Annotated in this window: 20 protein-coding genes; 10 read left to right on the top strand and 10 right to left on the bottom strand. The window is 73.3% G+C overall.

Translation table 11 applies throughout. From position 1 onward, the window contains the following. Positions 1–124 precede the first annotated feature (124 nt). Both ACFYPD_RS25750 and ACFYPD_RS25755 read left to right on the top strand, forming a co-directional pair. Complete coding sequence (locus tag ACFYPD_RS25750) at positions 125–820, top strand: response regulator transcription factor (RefSeq protein WP_387118453.1); 696 nt, start codon at positions 125–127, stop codon at positions 818–820. Continuing rightward, complete coding sequence (locus ACFYPD_RS25755; RefSeq protein WP_387118456.1) at positions 813–1,835, top strand: sensor histidine kinase; 1,023 nt, start codon at positions 813–815, stop codon at positions 1,833–1,835. The genes ACFYPD_RS25750 and ACFYPD_RS25755 overlap by 8 nt, the downstream gene beginning before the upstream one ends. A gap of 8 nt (positions 1,836–1,843) precedes the next feature. Here ACFYPD_RS25755 and ACFYPD_RS25760 read toward each other — a convergent pair whose 3' ends face one another. The 3 genes from ACFYPD_RS25760 to ACFYPD_RS25770 are packed head-to-tail and all read right to left on the bottom strand — an operon-like array spanning position 1,844 to position 3,869. Continuing rightward, entirely contained in the window at positions 1,844–2,515 is a 672-nt protein-coding gene (locus ACFYPD_RS25760) for a methyltransferase domain-containing protein (RefSeq protein WP_387118459.1), read from the bottom strand. Next, positions 2,512–3,198, bottom strand: coding sequence for a DUF2064 domain-containing protein (locus tag ACFYPD_RS25765; RefSeq protein ID WP_387118461.1), 687 nt, complete (start codon positions 3,196–3,198; stop codon positions 2,512–2,514). The genes ACFYPD_RS25760 and ACFYPD_RS25765 overlap by 4 nt, the downstream gene beginning before the upstream one ends. Continuing rightward, complete coding sequence (locus tag ACFYPD_RS25770; protein WP_387118463.1) at positions 3,195–3,869, bottom strand: glycosyltransferase family 2 protein; 675 nt, start codon at positions 3,867–3,869, stop codon at positions 3,195–3,197. The genes ACFYPD_RS25765 and ACFYPD_RS25770 overlap by 4 nt, the downstream gene beginning before the upstream one ends. Positions 3,870–4,014: 145 nt before the next feature. Here ACFYPD_RS25770 and ACFYPD_RS25775 point away from each other — a divergent pair, with 145 nt between their 5' ends. Continuing rightward, a complete protein-coding gene (locus tag ACFYPD_RS25775; RefSeq protein WP_387118466.1) occupies positions 4,015–5,415 on the top strand; it encodes a hypothetical protein in 1,401 nt (466 codons plus the stop codon). Positions 5,416–5,512: 97 nt separating this feature from the next. Here the strand turns inward: ACFYPD_RS25775 and ACFYPD_RS25780 are convergent, their stop codons facing one another. Next, positions 5,513–6,574, bottom strand: coding sequence for an NAD-dependent epimerase/dehydratase family protein (locus ACFYPD_RS25780; protein WP_387118469.1), 1,062 nt, complete (start codon positions 6,572–6,574; stop codon positions 5,513–5,515). Positions 6,575–6,743: 169 nt separating this feature from the next. On the opposite strand from ACFYPD_RS25780, the gene ACFYPD_RS25785 reads away from it, so the two are divergent. After that, a complete protein-coding gene (locus ACFYPD_RS25785) occupies positions 6,744–8,060 on the top strand; it encodes a molybdopterin-dependent oxidoreductase (RefSeq protein WP_387118471.1) in 1,317 nt (438 codons plus the stop codon). After that, a complete protein-coding gene (locus ACFYPD_RS25790; protein ID WP_387118474.1) occupies positions 8,053–8,502 on the top strand; it encodes a hypothetical protein in 450 nt (149 codons plus the stop codon). Before ACFYPD_RS25785 ends, ACFYPD_RS25790 begins: the two co-directional genes overlap by 8 nt. Positions 8,503–8,565: 63 nt before the next feature. On the opposite strand, the gene ACFYPD_RS25795 is transcribed toward ACFYPD_RS25790, so the two are convergent. From ACFYPD_RS25795 to tnpA, 3 genes are all read right to left on the bottom strand, one after another. Continuing rightward, positions 8,566–9,237 (bottom strand): maleylpyruvate isomerase N-terminal domain-containing protein, encoded by a 672-nt coding sequence (locus ACFYPD_RS25795; RefSeq protein ID WP_387118477.1) that lies wholly within the window; start codon positions 9,235–9,237, stop codon positions 8,566–8,568. 276 nt (positions 9,238–9,513) lie between these two features. Then, on the bottom strand, positions 9,514–10,731 hold the full coding sequence (locus ACFYPD_RS25800) for an RNA-guided endonuclease InsQ/TnpB family protein (protein WP_387118480.1): 1,218 nt from the start codon (positions 10,729–10,731) through the stop codon (positions 9,514–9,516). Next, positions 10,732–11,130, bottom strand: a complete 399-nt coding sequence (gene tnpA / locus ACFYPD_RS25805; protein WP_387118483.1) for an IS200/IS605 family transposase — start codon at positions 11,128–11,130, stop codon at positions 10,732–10,734. A gap of 114 nt (positions 11,131–11,244) precedes the next feature. On the opposite strand from tnpA, the gene ACFYPD_RS25810 reads away from it, so the two are divergent. The 4 genes from ACFYPD_RS25810 (at position 11,245) to ACFYPD_RS25825 (ending at position 13,819) form a co-directional block, all read left to right on the top strand. Continuing rightward, positions 11,245–11,421, top strand: a complete 177-nt coding sequence (locus ACFYPD_RS25810) for a hypothetical protein (RefSeq protein WP_387118783.1) — start codon at positions 11,245–11,247, stop codon at positions 11,419–11,421. Continuing rightward, positions 11,412–12,053 carry a response regulator gene (locus ACFYPD_RS25815; protein WP_387118765.1) on the top strand — a complete coding sequence of 214 codons (642 nt, stop codon included), beginning with the start codon at positions 11,412–11,414 and terminating at the stop codon, positions 12,051–12,053. Before ACFYPD_RS25810 ends, ACFYPD_RS25815 begins: the two co-directional genes overlap by 10 nt. Before the next feature lie 155 nt (positions 12,054–12,208). Next, positions 12,209–13,285 carry a spore photoproduct lyase family protein gene (locus tag ACFYPD_RS25820; protein ID WP_387118486.1) on the top strand — a complete coding sequence of 359 codons (1,077 nt, stop codon included), beginning with the start codon at positions 12,209–12,211 and terminating at the stop codon, positions 13,283–13,285. 81 nt (positions 13,286–13,366) lie between these two features. Continuing rightward, on the top strand, positions 13,367–13,819 hold the full coding sequence (locus tag ACFYPD_RS25825) for a YbhB/YbcL family Raf kinase inhibitor-like protein (protein ID WP_387118489.1): 453 nt from the start codon (positions 13,367–13,369) through the stop codon (positions 13,817–13,819). Between the two features lie 34 nt (positions 13,820–13,853). Here ACFYPD_RS25825 and ACFYPD_RS25830 read toward each other — a convergent pair whose 3' ends face one another. Next, positions 13,854–14,735, bottom strand: coding sequence for a phosphatase PAP2 family protein (locus tag ACFYPD_RS25830; RefSeq protein WP_387118492.1), 882 nt, complete (start codon positions 14,733–14,735; stop codon positions 13,854–13,856). A gap of 91 nt (positions 14,736–14,826) precedes the next feature. On the opposite strand from ACFYPD_RS25830, the gene ACFYPD_RS25835 reads away from it, so the two are divergent. Further along, on the top strand, positions 14,827–15,510 hold the full coding sequence (locus ACFYPD_RS25835) for a DUF3159 domain-containing protein (protein ID WP_387118495.1): 684 nt from the start codon (positions 14,827–14,829) through the stop codon (positions 15,508–15,510). A gap of 307 nt (positions 15,511–15,817) precedes the next feature. Here the strand turns inward: ACFYPD_RS25835 and tnpB are convergent, their stop codons facing one another. Together tnpB and ACFYPD_RS25845 are read right to left on the bottom strand one after the other, a co-directional pair. Continuing rightward, entirely contained in the window at positions 15,818–17,269 is a 1,452-nt protein-coding gene (tnpB, locus tag ACFYPD_RS25840; protein ID WP_387118498.1) for an IS607 family element RNA-guided endonuclease TnpB, read from the bottom strand. Next, entirely contained in the window at positions 17,266–17,838 is a 573-nt protein-coding gene (locus tag ACFYPD_RS25845; protein WP_387118501.1) for an IS607 family transposase, read from the bottom strand. The genes tnpB and ACFYPD_RS25845 overlap by 4 nt, the downstream gene beginning before the upstream one ends. Between the last annotated feature and the right edge of the window lie 220 nt (positions 17,839–18,058).

An 18,058-nucleotide genomic window follows, 5' to 3' on the forward strand; every position in this document is an offset into this window, starting at 1 on the left:
GCGCCGGCCACCCACGCGCAGCTCCCGGCGAGGCGGGCAGCGAACCGTAAGGGCTTCGCAAGATTTCGCGCTTCGTCGCCCGTCCGGTGCGCGGCTAACCTGACACGCGGTGGGAGGTGTGACGGTGCCGCATCGGGTGCTGGTCGTTGACGACGACCGGACGATCAGCGACGTGGTGTGCCGCTATCTTGAGCACGCCGGCTACCAGGTGGACCACGTCGGCGACGGCGCCGCCGCCCTCGCCTCGGTCGCGGCCGACCCGCCGCATCTGGTCGTGCTCGACGTGATGCTGCCGGTGCTGAGCGGGCTCGAGGTGTGTCGGCGGTTGCGGCAGCGGCCTGACCCCGTACCAATCGTGATGCTGACGGCCCGCGGCGACGAGGCCGATCGGATCCTGGGCCTGCAACTGGGCGCGGACGACTACGTGAGTAAGCCCTTCTCCCCGCGTGAGCTGGTGCTGCGGGTGCGCTCTGTACTGCGCCGGGCTGGCGGCGACCTCCCCGCCCCGGCCGTCGACGTGCTCAGCGACGGCGGCCTGGTCGTGCAGACCGGTCCCCGGGTGGCTCGGCTGCACGGCCGGCAGTTGGCCCTCACGCTGCGCGAGTTCGACCTGCTGGCACACCTGATGCGTCATCCGGCACGGGCGTTGCGGCGAGCCGAGCTGCTGGAGCACGTGTGGGGCTGGCAGTTCGGCGACCAGTCCACCGTCACGGTCCATGTGCGTCGGCTGCGGGAAAAGATCGAAGCGAACCCGGCCGATCCGCAACGGATCGTCACAGTCTGGGGTGTCGGCTACCGGTACGAGCCGATCGATGGGTGACGTCGCCCTGATCTTCGGCGTGGCGCTCGGGGCGGCCGGTGGCGTTGCCCTGGTCGGCGCCGGCGCGCTGCGGCTGCTGCGCATCCGCTCGATCACCGCACACATCTCGGTTCTGCTGGTGATGACCGTCGGCGCGGTCGCGGCGGGCGTGTCGGTGGTCGCCGAGGCGATGTTCCTCTCTGCGCACGACTTGGAGGTCGTTCTCATCACGGTCGGCGCGGCGGCGGCGGTCAGCCTCGCGGTCGGCTGGCTGTTCGGGCGGCGGCTCGCCGCTGCGGCGGTCTGGGCCGACCAGGCCCGCGAGCGGGAACGGCGGATCGAGAAGGGGCGCCGGGATTTGATCGCCTGGGTGTCGCACGACCTGCGCACGCCATTGGCCGGGCTGCGGGCGATGGCCGAGGCGCTGGAGGACCGGGTGGTCGCCGACGTGACCACGGTCGGCGAATATCACCGTCGGATACGGGTGGAGGCCGACCGGATGACCCGGCTGGTCGACGACCTGTTCGAGCTGTCGCGGATCGACGCCGGGGCGCTGCGGCTGTCGCTGTCGGCGGTGCCGCTGGGCGAGGTGGTGTCCGACGCCCTCGCCGGGGCAGCGCCGCTGGCGGAAGCCCGCCGGATCCGGCTGGTCGCCGCCGAGTCCGGCTGGCCGATGGTCACCGCCAGCGAGCCGGAGCTGGCTCGGGTGGTTCGCAACCTGCTGCTCAACGCGATTCGGTACACCCCCGAGGACGGCACTGTTCGGGTGGACGCCGGGCGCAGCGGTGGTGACGCCTGGTTGGCCGTCGCCGACACCTGCGGCGGGATCCCGGAGGCGGACCTGCCACGCCTGTTCGACGTGGCATTCCGCGGCGAGCCCGCGCGTACCCGCTCGGGCGATGGCGGCGCGGAGAGTTCCGGCGGGTTGGGGCTGGCGATCGTGCACGGCCTCGTCAAGGCGCACGGTGGCCGCGTGGAGGTCGGTAACGTGACCGGCGGCTGCCGGTTCGTCGTCCGGCTGCCGCTGGCTGCCTGAGCGGCGACCTACGCGGTCGCCAGCTCGGCGAACCAGCGGTGGCCGGCGGGAAATACCTCGCGTACGGCGAGCCCGGCCGCGGCGGCCGGGGCGTGCACCGCCAGAGCGTCCAGCCGTGCCCAGCGGAAGCTCGGCCCCCGGTATCGGCCGGACACCACGTGCACCTGCCCCTGCCAGGTCCCGGCCCCGGGCGGCTCGAGCTCGACCAGCACCGTGCCAGCCGGGCGCAGCAGCGCCCGACACCGGCGCAGCAACTTCCCGGGGTTCCCGCCGATGCCGATGTTGCCGTCCAGCAGCACCACGTGCTCCCACCGGCCTTCGGCCGGCAGTGGCGCGAACAGATCGGCCTGGACGGCAACCGCACCGCGGGCCCGGGTCAGCGCGACCGCCCGGGGCGAGACGTCGACGCCGAGCGTGGTCACCCCGGCGCGGGTGAGCGCCAGGGTGATGCGGCCCGGACCGCAGCCCAGGTCCAGCGTCGGGCCGGCGCAGCGGGCCACCACCGCCGCGGTCGCCGGCTCCGCCGGCCCGTGCCAGCGCTCCACCGGCAGCCGACGGCGCGTCCCGTCGGCGTGCACCAGCCAGTGCGTGTCGACATCGCGGTGGCGCAGCACAGTGCCGAAGCCATTGACGTGCGAGTCGAGCGGGCCGCCGGCGGGCCGCCCGACAAGATCGGTCACTGCCGACCCCCGGCCACCGGGGCGCGCCGGAGCGCGGCGACCTCCCGCGCGAAACGGCCGGTGGGGGCCAGGTCGGCCACCGCGAGCGCGTCGGTCCAGTCGTCCACGTCGCGCAGCACCGGCAGCGTCCCGATCCGCAGGCCACGTCCGGCCAGCGCGGCCCGGGTGAGCCGCCCGGTGTCGGGGGTGGACATCGGCACCCCGCGCAGCGCCGTCGCCTGCCGGGGGTCGCGCAGGCCCAGCACCCACCAGCCGCCGTCCGCGGCCGGGCCGAGCACCGCGTCGGTCCCGGTCGCACCGAGCCGGCGTACGGCGGCGGCCAGCCGTGCCGCGGTGAGCTGCGGGGTGTCCATGCCGATCTGGAGCACCGGCCGCCCCGGGTATGCGTCGGCCACATCGGCGTACGCGTGCGCGAGCCGATCGGCGAGGTCGTCGCCCCGCTGCGGCAGCACCGGCCAGCCCGCGGCCGCGGCGGCGAGGTCCGGCCCGTCCTCGGCGTCGGCGAACCGGCCGGCCAGCGCCAGCACCGGGACGACGCCCGGGGTGGCGGCGACGGCGTCGAGGGTGTCACGCAGCGCGGCGGCGGCGATCCGGGCCGCCTGCGCGGGCTCGGCGGGCGGGCAGAGCCGCGTCTTGACCGCCCCGGCCACGGGCGCCTTGGCCACCACCAGCAGGACGGTCACCGCCGGCCGTCCACGCTGCGCAGCACGGTCAGGAAGTCCCGCGTGGCGCGGACGGTGCCGCGGACCGAGCCGGAGACCTTGGAGCGGGTGCCGGCGGCGCGCGGCGCGTAGCGGACGTCGTGCTCGTGGATGCGCCAGCCGGCGGCGGCGGCCCGGATCATCAGCTCCAGGGGATAGCCGAAGCCGCGGTCGGCGACCCCGAGGGCGAGCAGGGCCTCCCGGCGGGCCACCCGGATCGGGCTGAGGTCCCGCAGCGGCACCCCGCGCTGCCGCAGCAGCGCGGCGACCAGCGCCGTGCCGGCGCGGGCGTGCCACGGCCAGACCCCGGCGGACACGGGCCGGCGCCGGCCCACCGCCAGGTCGGCGGTGCCGGCCGCCACCGGGGCGACCAGGGCGGGGAGCTCCCCCGGGTCGAACGAGCCGTCGGCGTCGAGCACGCAGACGAGGTCGCTCTCGGCGTGTTCGAGGCCGGTGTGCACGGCCGCGCCGTAGCCGCGGCGGGGTTCGCGGAGCACCCGGGCGCCGTGCCGGGCGGCCACCTCCGGCGAGCCGTCCCGGGACCCGTTGTCCACCACGATCGCCCGGTAGCCGGGCGGCAGGGCGGTCAGCACGCCGGGCAGGGCGGCCGCCTCGTCCAGGCACGGCAGCACCACGTCGATCTGTGTCCGCATGCCGTCGACGCTAGGCCCGCCAACGCCTCCGAAGGCTCCGATCGTGCTTACGGAACCCTTACCGACCAGGCAATTCTTACCGTTCGGTGACGCACCGACGGTTCGACCGCGGGGGCCCTCGGGCAGGCCGTATCGTCCGGTCGTCATGAGACCCGCAGCCGCCCTGCGCCGGGCCCCCGTCACGCCCCCGGCCATCCCCAGGGACCGGGGCGACCTGTTCGTGCTGGCCGTCGAGGCGGTGCTGCTCGTCGCCGCGGTCGCGGTCGGGCTGGTGCTCAACCGGCGCGGCGTGGGGCTGCACGCGGACGCCGCACCGCTCTACGCGACCTGGCGGCCGCACCTCGGTTGGGGCACGCCGCTGGCGATGCTGGTCGCCGTGGTCGTGCTCGGGCCGGGCCTGCACTGGGCGCGGACCGCCCGGTGGGGTCCGCTGCTGGCGGCCGGCTGGCTGGCCGCGGTGGCCTGGACGCTGTCGCTGGCGCTGATCGACGGTTGGTCGGCCGGGCTGACCCGGCGGCTCACCGCTCAAGCCGAGTATCTGCACGAGGTGCCCGGCGTCGCCGACATCCCCCGGATGCTGGCCGGCTTCACCGACCGGATCCTGGACTTCCAGCCCGACTCCTGGTCCACGCACACCGCCGGGCATCCGCCGGGCGCGCTGCTGGTCTTCGTCTGGCTGGACCGGATCGGCCTGGGCGGCGGCACCGCGGCGGCGCTCTGCTGCGTGCTGGTCGGCGCGACCGTCGCGGTCTCGGTGCCGGTCACCCTGCGCGCGCTGGGCGCCGCCGAGGCGGCCCGGGCGGTGATGCCGTTCCTGGTGCTGCTGCCCGGCGCGGTCTGGCTGGGCGCCTCCGGCGACGCGGTGTTCACCGGCGTGGTGGCCGCCGGGCTGGCCCTGCTGGCGGTACGCGGGCCGGTCGCCGCCCTGGCCGGCGGACTGCTGCTCGGCTTCGCGCTGCACCTGTCGTACGGGTTCGTGCTGGTGGGAGCGCTGGCACTGACCGTGCTGGCGCTACGCCGCGACCGCCGCCGGGCCGCGCTGCTCGCCGCCACGGCCGGCGTCGCGGGTGTCACGGCGCTGTTCGTGCTGGCCGGTTTCCGCTGGTGGGAGGGGTACGACCGGCTGGTCGAGCGCTACTACCAGGGCTGGGCGGCCGACCGCCCGTACGCCTACTGGGTCTGGGCGAACCTGGCAGCTCTGCTGCTCTCCGCCGGGCCGGCGCTCGGGCCGGCGCTGCGCCGCGCGCTGCTCGCGGCCCGCGCGCACCGGCGCGCGGCGGGATCCCTGGGTGACGGCGGGAAGCCGGTCGCGCGGGTGACCGCGCTCAGGCCGACCGTCCTGCTCCCGGCCGCCGCCGCACTGGCGGTTGCCGCCGCCGACGTGTCCGGGATGAGCAAGGCCGAGGTGGAGCGAATCTGGCTGCCGTTCGTAGTCTGGTTGCTGGTCGCCGCGGCACACCTGCCCACGCCGACCCGCCGCTGGTGGCTGGCCGCCCAGGCGCTCACCGCTCTCGCCGTCAACCACCTGCTGTTCACGGTCTCCTGACCGCGTGCCCGCGCGCCCCGTCGCGGTGATCATGAGGTTGGCGGGGACGAACCGGACGGAGTGCGCCGCCAACCTCATGATCGACGGGTCTGTCGGGTCAGCCGACCAGGGCGGCGGGTTCGCGCAGCGGGTCGGTGGCGAAGGCGGCCACGCCGTCGACGAAGCTGACCCGGGCGGTGTAGGCGAGCAGGTCGCAGGCCCGGGTCGGGTCGGCCACGACGTGCCGGACGTCGGCCGCCCGCGCGCCACCGACCACCTCGGGCTCGGGCCCGCCCATCGCCCGGGCCAGCGCGGTCGCCAGGTCGCCGACGGTGTGCGGCTCGCCGGAGCAGACGTTCACCGGGAGCAGACCGTCCGGCGTGGGCGCGGTGAGCGCCAGCAGGTTGGCCCGGGCCACGTCGGTGACGTGCACGAAGTCGCGCCGCTGCCGGCCGTCCTCGTACACCCGGGGCGGCCGGCCGTCGGCCAGCGCCGAGCGGAACAGCGAGGCGACCCCCGCGTAGGGGGTGTCGCGGGGCATCCGGGGGCCGTAGACGTTGTGGTAGCGCAGCGCCCACACCCCGCCCCCCGTCTGCCGGGCCCAGGCCGCGGCGTAGTGCTCCTGCGCGAGCTTGCTGGCCGCGTACGTGCTGCATGGCTCCAGCGGGGCGTCCTCCGGCACCAGGGCCGGGTCGAGGCTGGCCCCGCAGGCCGGGCAGGTCGGGTCGTACCGGCCGGCGGCGAGGTCGGCGGGCCGGCGCGGGGCGGGCCGGACCACGCCGTGCCGGGCGCAGGTGTAGCGCCCCTCGCCGTAGACCACCATCGAGCTGGCCAGCACCAGCCGGGACACCCCGGCCCGGTGCATGGCGGCGAGCAGCACCGCCGTGCCGTGGTCGTTGTGGCCGGCGTAGCCGGGGGCGTCGGACGGGTCGAGCCCGTGCCCCACCATGGCCGCCTGGTGACAGACGGCGTCCACCCCGGACAGCAGCCGGTCCAGCAGCGCGGCGTCGCGGACGTCGCCGACCACCAGGTCGTGCGGCCGGGACCACTCCGGCGGCGCGCCGCCGTGTGCCTGGGGCAGCAGCGCGTCCAGGCAGACCGGCTGGTGGCCCTCGGCGGCCAGCAGGTCGGCGATCTGCGATCCGATGAAGCCGGCCGCGCCGGTGACCAGTACCCGCATGCGGCCAGGCTAGGGCACCGCGCGGTCGGGTCTGGCCGGTTTGCGCCGGACGTCAGCGGTCCGTAGGGGACGAGCGTAAGCGTTCGGTAATGCGGCAAACCGGACCGGCCGGCGCGTGCCGCGTCTAGCGTCTGGCGGGGAACGCAAGCTCCGCAGGGTAGGAGGAGACGTGTCCGCTGGTCCGGGTCCGCACGACCCGCCGTCCGCCGTCCCGGCGAGGCTGTGGCGCGGGCTGGCCCGGCACCGGCCGCCCGGGGTCGACGCCCTCGACCGGGCCTGGCGCAGCCCGGTGCGCGGGCCCTGGCTCACCTCGGTGCTCGGCGCCGTGCTGCTGGCCGCCCTGCCCCTGGTGATCGTCACGGGGCTGCTCGACTGGATCGCCTACGGGCCCCGCCTGGGCCAGGCGTTCCCCCGGGACGTGGGCTGGCTGCACCCGCCGGTGTTCGACTGGCCCACCCGGCCCGCCTGGCTGTTCCGCGTCACCCAGGGGCTGCACGTGACCCTCGGGATCGTGGTGGTGCCGGTGGTGCTGGGCAAGCTCTGGTCGGTGGTGCCCAAGCTCTTCGACTGGCCGCCGGCCCGCTCGGCCGCCCAGGTGCTGGAGCGGCTGTCGCTGTTGCTGCTGGTCGGCGGAATCCTCTTCCAGACGGTCACCGGCCTGCTGAACATCCAGTACGCGTACCTGTTCGGCTTCGACTTCTACACGGCGCATTGGTACGGCGCCTGGATCTTCACGGCCGCGTTGGTCACCCATGTGGCGATCAAGCTGCCCCGGCTGGTCAGCGCGCTGCGGGGACCGGGCTTCGCGCGTACCCCGTCGGGGCGGACCGGGCCGGAGCCGGCGGATCCGGACGGCCTCGTGGCCCGGCGGCCCGGGCCGGCGACGATGAGCCGACGCGGGGTCCTGGCCCTGGTCGGCGGCGGTGCGCTGCTGCTCGCGGCGCTGACCGTCGGGCAGAGCGTCGACGCGCTGCGCCGCACCGCGCTGCTGCTGCCGCGCGGCCGCAGGATCGACGGCGGGCCGACCGGCTTCCCGGTCAACCGCAGCGTGGCCGCGGCCGGGGTGACCCCCGAGCAGACCGGGCCGCGGTGGCGGCTCACGCTGCGCGCGGGGAACCGCACGGCGGCCCTGGACCGGGCCCGGCTGCTCGGCATGGCGCAGCACACGGCGACCCTGCCGATCGCCTGCGTGGAGGGCTGGTCGACCTCGCAGACCTGGACCGGGGTCCGGCTGCGTGACCTCGCCGGGCTGGTCGGGGCGACCGATCCGGCCACCGCGCGGGTGCGGTCGCTGGAGCGTGCCGGCCTGTTCCGCGAGGCCGTCCTGCACGGTGGCCAGGTGACCGACCCGGACGCGCTGCTCGCCCTGCGGGTCAACGGCGTCGACCTCAGCCCCGACCACGGTTTCCCGGCGCGGATCATCGTGCCCGCGTTGCCGGGGGTGCACTGCACCAAGTGGGTGGCGGAGATCGTGTTCGATGGCTGACCTCCGGCGCGCCTACGGCGCCGCGCTATGGCACGCGCTGCTCCTGGCCGGCTGCTTCGCGGTCACCGGGTGGATCGCGCTGCGGCTGGCCGGTGAGGCGTCGGCCGGCCGGATGCTGCTGTGGTTCCTCGGCGCGGTGATCGCGCACGACCTGGTCCTCTTCCCGGTGTACGCGTCACTCGACCGGGTGATGCGCCGCGCTCTGGACCGGGGCGGCATCCCGTCGCTGCTGAACCACGTCCGGGTCCCGGCGCTCGGCGCCGGGCTGCTGTTCCTGGTCTACCTGCCCGGGATCCTCGGACTCGGCGACGGCACCTACGTCTCGGCGACCGCCCTGGCGCCCCGGGCCATGCTCGGCCGATGGCTGGCGGTCAGCGGGGTGCTCTTCGCCGTCAGCGCGCTGATCTATGCCGGACGCCGGTTCCGCCGCCGGGCGCCGTGAGACCGACCGGTCGCCGAGCCGGGCCCGACGCCGACGAGGTGGCCATGCGGTTCACCGCACCGGTCAGCCGCCGAAGGAGAGCCAGCGCCAGCCGGTCCGGTCCAGCACCGCCCGCTCCGGATCGGTGAGCGGCTCCCGGCCGGTGGCCTTGCGGACCAGGGTGAGCGCGTCCCAGCCGAGCCCGTCGGGGACGGGCCGGCCATGGGCCAGCAGGTCGGCCACCACGGCCGCCGCGGTCGGGGTCAGCCACGGCCGCCGGTCCAGCGCGTCGGCCAGGTCCAGGCCGTGCACGGCGACCTCCACCACCCGGGTACGCAGGAACTCCGTCAGCGTCATCGCGTCGCCGTGCCGGGTGCGGACCAGCCGCCCCGGCGGCTCGGCGGCCACCGCCGCGTCGGCGGCCCGCCAGGCCCGCGCGAAGCCCTCCGCCACCTCGGGTACGCCGGGCAGCTCCCGCGCCTCCCGCCGGGCGCCGTCGATCCGGTCCCGGTCGACCTCGGGCGCGAACTTGGCCGCCCCGAAGTAGCCGGCCGCGTCCACCTCGGCGCGCTCGGGGGCCGGCGCGGCGAGCATGCCGACCAGCCGCCCGGCGCCGGTGCGCACGTGCGCCAGCAGGTCCCGCACCGCCCAGGGCGGGCACGGCGTGGGCCGGTCCAGGTCCGCCGCGTCGAGGCCGCGCAGCACCCCTTCCAGCCGCGCGCACTCGTCGCGGAACGCCGCCCGTACCGTGTCCATCCGCCCGTCCCGCCTTCCCACTCCCGGATTGAGCGGATCAGACTATTCGTTCTCCGCGGTGCGGTTTTCCACACCCCGGCGATGGTGGCGCAGCGGTCGGCGATCCCCGTCCGGATCAGCTATGACGTGCCCGTCCGGCCGGCCCGACCGATCGAGACCGTGCTCTACTTCGTCGTCTGCGAAGCGATCACCAACAGCACCAAACACACGCGGAGCTACCCTGTTGACTTCCTCCCCGCGCCTGTAGGGCGGGGGATTCCCGTGGCTGAGGCGTGTTCACGCCGCGAGCCGTGCGGGTGGTTGGCGTTTCACAGACAGCCCTGCGGCTAGGTCTCCGCGCCCTGTTACCGCCAGCCCGGCGGCGAGGATGTTCTTGGCCGCGTTCACGTCGGCGTGGTCCTGATGCCCGCAGGCGACGCACCGGAAGACCGCTTGGCTCTCGCGGGACTTCGAGGCGACATGCTTGCAGGCGTTGCAGGTCTGCGACGTGTACGCGGGGTTCACCTTCTCGATCTTTGCCCCGTGGTAGCGGGCGGCGTGTTCGAGCTTGAGCAGGAATCCGCCCCACCCTTTGGCGAGGATGGCCCGGTTCAGGCCAGCCTTCTGGCGGACGTTACGGCCGGGCTGCTCAACGGTGCCCTTCGCGCTGGCCGTCATGTTTGTGATCCGCAGGCCCTCGACAGCGACCATGCCGTGCTCGCGAACCAGACGCACGGCGGTCTGCGCGGCGAAGTCAGCTCTGCGGGCCCGGATACGGGCGTTGAGCCGGCCGAGCTGCGCGCGGGTAGCGTCGCGACGTTTCGATCCGCGGTTGCGGCCATGGACCCGCAGCGACCGGGACATGCGCTGCTGCAACCGCTTGAGCCGGGCCGCCTCGCCTGCAGTGACGAACTCCCGCTCGTCCAGCCCCCCGTCAGAGGTGGCCACAGCCACAGTGACACCCCGGTCCACACCGACCGGCGGCTTACCGTTCGGGGCAACCTCGCTCCCGCCGTCCTCGACGCAGAACGCGATGTACCAGCGTCCGCCGTCACGCAAGACCGTGGCGTTGCGGATCGCGCCACCCAACGGCCTGGTCCACCGGAACCTGACCGGCCCGAACTTCGGCAGGCGCACCTCACCCCACCTGCGGTTCAGCCGCCGCACCGCGATGTGCTTGGGGTCGGGAAACCGAAACGACGGGGCCGTGCGGGCCTTGGACCGCCAGCGCACCTTCCACGTGCCATGCCTCTTGCACGCCCGGTCCAGGTCCCGCAGGGTTTGCTGCAACGTGTGCGACGGCGCGTCGGCCAACCACGCGCAGTCCAGGTCCTTCTTCGCCTCGGCCATCTGCCCGGCCTGCTCGTTGTAGCCGATGAACGCGCCGCGGCGGCGGTACTCACGGCGCTGCTCCAACGCCGTATTCCACACCGCCCGACACACCGCGCCGACCTGTTCGGCGTAGACGCCCTGCTCATCGGTGAAGGCGAGCAGATAGCGGCGGCCGGTCAGCATTCAGCGGCCCTTCTGCTGCTCGACATACTCCTTCACCGCTGCCACCGGGACACCGCCGGTGGTCGCCACAAAGTACGAGTTCGTCCACAAGGTCGGCAGCCGGGAACGCAGCGACGGGAACTCCTCACGCAGCACCCGAGACGTCCGTCCCTTGATCGCCTTGACGAGCTTGTGGACACCGAACTGCGGGTCCACCTCAACCAGCAGGTGAACATGGTCAGGCATGACTTCCAGCGCCACCAACCACGCCCCTTTCTCCTCCACCACCTCACCGATGAGCTGCTCCAACCGCTCCTCGACCCGCCCGCCCAGCACCCGGCGTCGGTACTTCGGGCACCACACGACGTGGAAAGCGCACTGGAACACGACGTTGCTGTTCGACCGCAGGGCAACGGACACCCGTGCAATATACAACCCCGTGCTATCTACTGCCCGTCCGAAATCGACACGCTCACCCCACAGCTAAAGCCGCGGGTCTGCGCGCTACGCACTTCGATCACCATCGGGATCGAGATGCGGGACGAAGCAATCGAGATACGCATGTGCGACGACGGCATCGGCGTTGCCGACCCGCACGGCAGCGGCCTCCAGGGGCTCGCCCGCCGGGTCACCGCGCTGGACGGACAGTTCGAGCTGCACAGCCCGCCCGGCCGCCCGACGACGATCCGGGCCGAGGTGCCATACGCGTAGTGCTCGCCGAAGACTCCACCCTGCTCCGCGAGGGGCTGGCCCGCCTCCTCGCCGACGAGGGCCACCAGGTCGTCGCCGCCACCGCCGACGCCGAGCAGCTCGTCGTCGCCGTCGAGCTGCACCGCCCGGACGTCGTCGTCACCGACGTCCGCATGCCGCCCACCAACACCGACGACGGGCTCCGGGCGGCGCTGGAGATCCGGCGCCGCTGGCCGGACACCGCCGTGCTGGTCCTCTCCCAGTACGTCGAGCGGCGCTACGCCGCGAAGCTCCTCACCGACCGGTCCGAAGGCGTCGGCTACGTCCTGAAGGACCGCGTCGCCCAGGTCGAGGACTTCCTCGACGCGCTCGACCGCGTCGCCGCCGGCTCCACCGCGCTCGACCCCGAGGTGGTCCGGCAGCTCATCTCCGCGACCAGCCACACCGACCCGCTCAACCGCCTCACCCCACGGGAGCGCGACGTGCTGCACCACATGGCTCAGGGGCACACCAACGCCGCCATCGCCGAGCGGCTGCACGTCTCACAGAGCGCGATCGAGAAGCACGTCAAGATCTTCTACAAGCTCGACCTCACCCACGCCACCGGCTACAGCCGCCGGATCCTCGCGATCCTGCGATACCTCGGCTCGTAGCCGCCGGCTGACATTGCGCCGGTCCCCTGACCGGCGCGGCCACTGCCGCCACTGGCGAAACCACCCAGGGGCCGCTTTTCACGTGGCCGGCGCGGTCGGGTGGAAGCGCCGTCACAGACGGGAAGAGGGCGACCGATCCGCAGTTGGACAGGTTCGTGACCGACGTCGTCCCGCAGTCCCGGCTTCTCGACATCCGGCGGATCTTCGTCGAGCCGGAGGCCGCCGCGCTGCCGCGCGGCCAGCAGGTGCTGGCCCGGTTCCCCGACGCCGAACGAGTCGAGATCGACAGTCACACCCGCATCCCCGAGCTGTACGGCGACGAGACGAACGTGGCTCGCTGGGTGCGGATCAAGACCGAGACGCTCGTGCTGGGAGTGAAGAAGTCGCTCACCGCCCGGCCGAACGGCCGTTCCAGCGACTTCATCGCCCCGTCCACCGCCAACGGCTGCGCCATGGCGTGCGCCTACTGCTACGTCCCTCGGCGCATGGGCCACAGCAACCCCGTCACGGTCTTCGCCAACATCGAGCGGATCACCGGCTACCTCTCCCGGCACGTCGCCCGGCAGGGGGCGAAGGACACCCCGAACCAGTGCGACCCGCACGCGTGGGTGTACGACATCGGCGAGAACTCCGACTGCTCGCCGGACGCCCGGGTGAGCGACAACGTCCGGGAAGTGGTCACCTGCTTCCGCGAGCTGCCCACCGCGAAGGCCAGCTTCGCCACGAAGCACGTCAACCGCGACCTGCTCGACTGGGACCCGCGCGGACGTACCCGGATCCGGTTCTCCCTGATGCCGGCCCGCGACGCCAAGCTGCTCGACATCCGCACCTCACCGGTCGCCGAGCGGATCGCCGCAATCGACGACTTCGTCGCCGCCGGCTACGAGGTGCACGTCAACTTCAGCCCGGTGGTGGTACGCGACGGCTGGCTCGAAGACTGGGCGGAACTGCTCGACCAGCTCGACGCCGGCATCGGGTCCCGAGCCAGGGCGCAGCTGGCCGCCGAGGTCATCTTCCTCACCCACAACGACCGGCTGCACGAGGTCAACCTCGGCTGGCACCCGAAGGCCGAGGACCTGCTCTGGCGCCCGGACCTCCAACAGCCCAAACGGTCGCAGACCGGCGGCTGGAACGTGCGCTACCGCACCGGCCACGAGGGCCGCTATGTGACCGCGCTGACCGACCTGATCGCGGCCCGCGTCCCGTACTGCCGCATCCGGTACGCCTTCTGAGCAGAAGTCCGGATCGCGGCATCCGCCGTTTCGTCGCCGACCCGCCGGGTACGCGCCGGTCGACGAGAAAGGGGGCGCCGAATGGCCGGCATCATGCTGCGCAGCACCGCGTTCACCGACCACGACCTGCTGCCCGGGCGGTTCGCCAAGGACGGCGACAACCTGTCACCGCCGTTGCAGTGGTCGGACGTACCGGACTCCACCGAGGAGCTGGTCCTGCTCGTCGAGGACCCGGACGCCGGCAAGGAGCCGTTCCTGCACTGGCTGGTCACCGGGATCTCGCCGCAGACCGGTGAGGTGCCCGAGGGCGGGGTGCCGCCGGGCGGCCGGGAGTGGCCGAACAGCTTCGGCGAGACCGGCTGGAGCGGGCCGCTGCCGCCGCGGGGTGAGGAGGCGCACCGCTACTTCTTCCGCCTCTACGCGCTGAACCGGCCGCTGGACCTGTCCGGCGCGCCGCAGGCCACCGAGGTGCACCGGGCGCTCAAGGGCCGGGAGATCGCCAGCGGCACCACGATCGGCACCTACTACCGCTGACCCGCTCCGGGGACCGGCCGGGGATCCCGGCCGGTCAGCCCTTCCAGCGGGGCACGAGGCGATGCACCACCGCCAGGACCAGCGCGGCCACCACGGCGATCGTGCCGGCGATGCCGGCCGCGCTGCCCGCGTACCCGATGAAGAGCGGACGGCGGGTGAGTTCCTCGACGGGTGTGGTGGAACGGTCGACCAGCCAGGACAGCGCGAGCGCGGAGACGACCAGGGCGAGGGCGCCGGCGAGGCCGAGCACGGCGGCGGCGACCCGGTGGGAGTCGGCCGGGGAGACCACGGCCTGTTCCCGCTGGAAGAACAGGAGCACCAGGCCGGCGACCGCGGCCCAGGCGCCGACCACCAGGAACGCGGCGACGGCGTCGCTGGGTCGGTGCCAGCCGGCGGAGAGGGTGGCCACCCCGGCGGCGGCCGCGTAGCCGGCGCCGAGGAACGCGCCGGCCACCCGCAGCTTCGGCGGCAGCACGAGGATCAGCGCTACCGCCACCGACGCGGCCACGGCGGTGTGTCCGCTGGGCAGGCTGTTGCCGGCCGCGGCCCGCTCCGGGTCGATGCCGAAGTCGGGGCGGTCCAGGTAGCGCTTGAGCAATTGGGTGCTGACGTTGGCGCCGGCGATGAGCAGGGTGGCGGTGACGGCGAGCGCCTTGCGGCCGCGGATCAGCGCGATGAAGCCGATCATGGCGGTGACGGCCAGCAGCGACACCACCGACATGGCGTTGAGGATGCGGTCGACCGGGCCGTCGATGCGCTCCTGGCCGATGCGGTTGCCGGTCAGCGCGACGGTGTCGAGCCACTGGCCGAGTTCCGTGTGCACGGCGAAGCGCCACACCACCAGGAACGCGGCCGTCTGGGCCAACGCCAGTACGACCAACCAGACCGCCGTCCAACCCCTTGCCGTCTCGCGCACCCGGACAACTTAACGGTCGGCGGGGTCCGGCGCTCGTCGGAGCCCCCGCGGCTGTCCGCGTAGGTTGGGACGCGACGGGAGGAGGTGGCGCTTGACCGGCACGCCGGAGCGCGGGCGGCCGTCCGGGGAGCGCCCGGAGTCGCTGGCCGATCTGCTGGGCGGCCGGCGGGGGGCCCTGGACGCGACGGTGCCGCCGGTGGCGTTCGCGGTCGGCTGGCTGGCCGCCGGGCTGTGGGGCGGGGTGGTCGCCGCCGTGCTGGCCGGGACGGCGGTGGCGGGCTGGCGGTGGCGGCGCGGGGACCGGCCGCGGTCGGTGCTGATCGGGCTGCTCGCCGTCTGCGTGGCCGCGCTGATCGCGCTGCGGACCGGGCGGGCCACCGACTTCTTCCTGGTGCAGCTGGTCTCCAACGCGGCGAGCGGGCTGGCCTGGATGGTCAGCATCGTGGTGCGCTGGCCGCTGCTCGGCGTGCTGGTCGGGGCGGCGCTGGGCCAGCGCGGCCGGTGGCGGCGTGACCCGGCGCTGCTGCGGGCGTACGGCCGGGGCAGCTGGATCTGGGCGGCGACCTACCTGCTGCGGCTCGCGGTGTTCGTGCCGCTGTGGCTCGGCGGGCAGGTGGTCGCGCTGGTGGTGGCGCGGGTGGCGCTGACCTGGCCGCTGGTCGCGGCGGCGCTGGCGGTGAGCTGGCTGGTCATCCGGCGCTCGCTGCCGGCGGGTCACCCGGGGCTGCGGCACCCGGTCGTGCTGTCCGATCGGGACGACGTGCCGGCACAGTAGATGTGCGGGTAAATTAAAAGAGAGGCCGCCACGGGGGGAGCGGCCTCTCCGGTGAAATACGTTACTCCGTCGCCGGCTCCCGCGTGATCCCGTGGAGCGCCGATTTTCGCGGGCTTTTTCGCGGCAAGTTCGTCTCCGGGCGGTTGGGTGGGCCTGTCCGTCCGCTGCGTCGGCCAGACGGCCGGCCCACCCGGCCTGACCGTGGGTGTCAGGCCGCCCGCCGACCGGGCCGCTCCGTTCCCGTTGCTGATTCCATCGTCAGGTCTCAGCAGTCCACGCGTTTCCGCGCGGAAGGTCCGTAACGGTGTCACCGAAGCGTGAGGGCTTCGGTGTCCTGATGGCGGTCTCGCGTTTCTTCCTGCCGTTGGTGCGGCAGGGTTGCGCCACCTGCCCGCTGCGCCCCGGCCTTACGGCTGGGGCGGGTGGCGCGGGTCTTCTGGTCGGCTCCACGCGGTTTCGACGCTGGCGCGTCCTGGTCTCCGGCCACTCCGGTACCAGTTGTTACGGCTGCCGCGAGGGCAGCGAGGTTGCGGGCGGCGTTGGCATCCCGGTCGAGGATGAGGCCGCACTCGTCGCAGATGAAGGTTCTGACGTGCAGCGGCAGCTTGGTTTTCACTGCCCTACAGCCCGAACAGGTCTTTGAGGAGGGGTACCAGCGGTCAGCCACGATGCTCACACCGCCGGCCCAGCCGGTCTTGTAGGTGATCTGTCGCCGGATCTCGCCGAACCCGGCGTCGGCGACCTTGCGGGCCAGCCGGCGGTTACGCAGCATCCCGGCGACGTTGAGGTCTTCCACCACCACCGTGCCGTACTCAAGGGTGATGGTGGTGGTGAGTTTGTGCAGGCCGTCTTGCCGCAGGTTCGCCACCCGGTGGTGCACGCGGTTACGTTCGGCGTTCGCGATCAGCCACCGTTTCGACGGTGTCTGGCCGGTGCGCCGATCCGGCCCGTTGCGGCGGGAGACCCTGCGAGACATCCGCTTGAGTACCTTCAGCGCCCGGTCGTAGTGCGCCGGGTTCGGCACATACCGCACCTCACCCGCCGAGTCAGCCACCACGGCGAGACACTTGACGCCGAGGTCTACCCCGACCACCGCATCCGGGCGGGCCGGGGTGCGCTCGTTCTTGCTGACTTCGACCTGAAACGAGCAGAACCACCGACCCCGCTCGAACCGCACGGTGGCCGACAGGACGCGGGCGGTAGCGTTCGTCACGCGGCGCTCAAGCTTGCGCGTGGACTCGTGAGTGCGGATCACACCGAGCCGGGGCAGGGTCACATGGCGGCGGTCAGGCTCGACACGGATGGTTCCGGTGGTGAAACGGCACGACAGGCGCGCCTGATGCTTCGACTTGCGGCGAGGAACGCCCATCCGCGGGCCTTTACGCTGCCCGCGCTTGGACTTGACATAGTTGTCGAACGCGGCGGCGGCGTTGGCCAGGCCTGTGTTGTAGGCCTCTTTGGAGTTCTCCTCCCACCAGTCGGCAAACCGTGGGTCGGTGCGCTTGACCTGATTGAACTTCTTACGCAGCGTGGACAGTGACCACGACCGCCACTCGGTCAACTCCTCCTCCGGCACGCCGTAGGACTCCTCTGCCCGCCGCTGCCACCAGGACGCCGAGACCCACGACACCGCCCAGTTGTAGGCGGCGCGGGCCGCCCCGCAATGCGAACGCAGCGCCTGCTCCTGCGTCACGTTCGGGTCGAGCGCGAATCGGTAGGCCTGCACGACAAAGCCCGGCTGGGGTTGGAATTTCTTCACTCGGCGCCCTCGCTGGTCGCCACGGCCACGGCACGGGCCGCGCGGTCCTTCGCCGCACGTTGCCCGTACAGCCGGGCGCACATCGAGGTCAGCACCTCGGTTATGTCCCGAACCAGGTCGATGGTGGTCTCCTGCGGGTTCAGGACAACCAAACGCCGGCCGGTCGCCGACAGCGCAGATTCCAGGTGTTCCACGCCGAAGCGGGCGAGCCGATCCCGGTGCTCGACCACGATCACCGCAACGGTCGGGTCAGCCAGGACCCTGTGCAGCTTGCGCCGCTCGCCGTTAAGTCCGGAGCCGACCTCCTTGAGGACCTCGCTGATGGCGAGACCCTGCGCATTGGCTCCCTCCACGACCCGCATTGCCTGACGGTCCAGGTCATCTCTTTGGTCGGCGGAGGAGACACGGCAGTAAGCGACTACGCGGCCTTCGACACTCGCGGGCTCGGTCACGATCCACGTTCCGGAGGGCGCCTGGCGGACGGGGACGGGCATCTTCCCGTCCTTCACCCACCGCCAGGCGGTCTGATAGCTCACGCCCTGCTGACGCGCCCACTCCGAAAGCTTCACGAAACCAGAATACGCGACGATGCATGACCACATCTGCCCATAGAATGGCGAACAGTTGTTAGCCCCTTCGGCCCGGGTCGGCCTCCGTCGCGGGGGGGGCCGGCCCCCCCCCCCCCCGGGGGGGGCCCCCCCCCCCCCCGGCCCCGGGGGGGGCGGGGGGGGGGGGCCAGGGGGCCGGGCCCGGGGGCCCCCCCACGCGGGGGGGTTTTGCCCCGCCGGG

This window comes from Micromonospora sp. NPDC005299, assembly GCF_042872345.1.
Lineage (GTDB): Bacteria > Actinomycetota > Actinomycetes > Mycobacteriales > Micromonosporaceae > Micromonospora.

Coding starts and splice junctions, on each gene's coding strand:
- ACFYPD_RS25755 (WP_387118456.1), top strand. CDS start 813: ATGGGTGACGTCGCCCTGATCTTCGGCGTGGCGCTCGGGGCGGCCGGT.
- ACFYPD_RS25770 (WP_387118463.1), bottom strand. CDS start 3,869: ATGCGGACACAGATCGACGTGGTGCTGCCGTGCCTGGACGAGGCGGCC.
- ACFYPD_RS25775 (WP_387118466.1), top strand. CDS start 4,015: ATGAGACCCGCAGCCGCCCTGCGCCGGGCCCCCGTCACGCCCCCGGCC.
- ACFYPD_RS25780 (WP_387118469.1), bottom strand. CDS start 6,574: ATGCGGGTACTGGTCACCGGCGCGGCCGGCTTCATCGGATCGCAGATC.
- ACFYPD_RS25790 (WP_387118474.1), top strand. CDS start 8,053: ATGGCTGACCTCCGGCGCGCCTACGGCGCCGCGCTATGGCACGCGCTG.
- ACFYPD_RS25795 (WP_387118477.1), bottom strand. CDS start 9,237: ATGGACACGGTACGGGCGGCGTTCCGCGACGAGTGCGCGCGGCTGGAA.
- ACFYPD_RS25800 (WP_387118480.1), bottom strand. CDS start 10,731: ATGCTGACCGGCCGCCGCTATCTGCTCGCCTTCACCGATGAGCAGGGC.
- ACFYPD_RS25810 (WP_387118783.1), top strand. CDS start 11,245: ATGCGGGACGAAGCAATCGAGATACGCATGTGCGACGACGGCATCGGC.
- ACFYPD_RS25825 (WP_387118489.1), top strand. CDS start 13,367: ATGGCCGGCATCATGCTGCGCAGCACCGCGTTCACCGACCACGACCTG.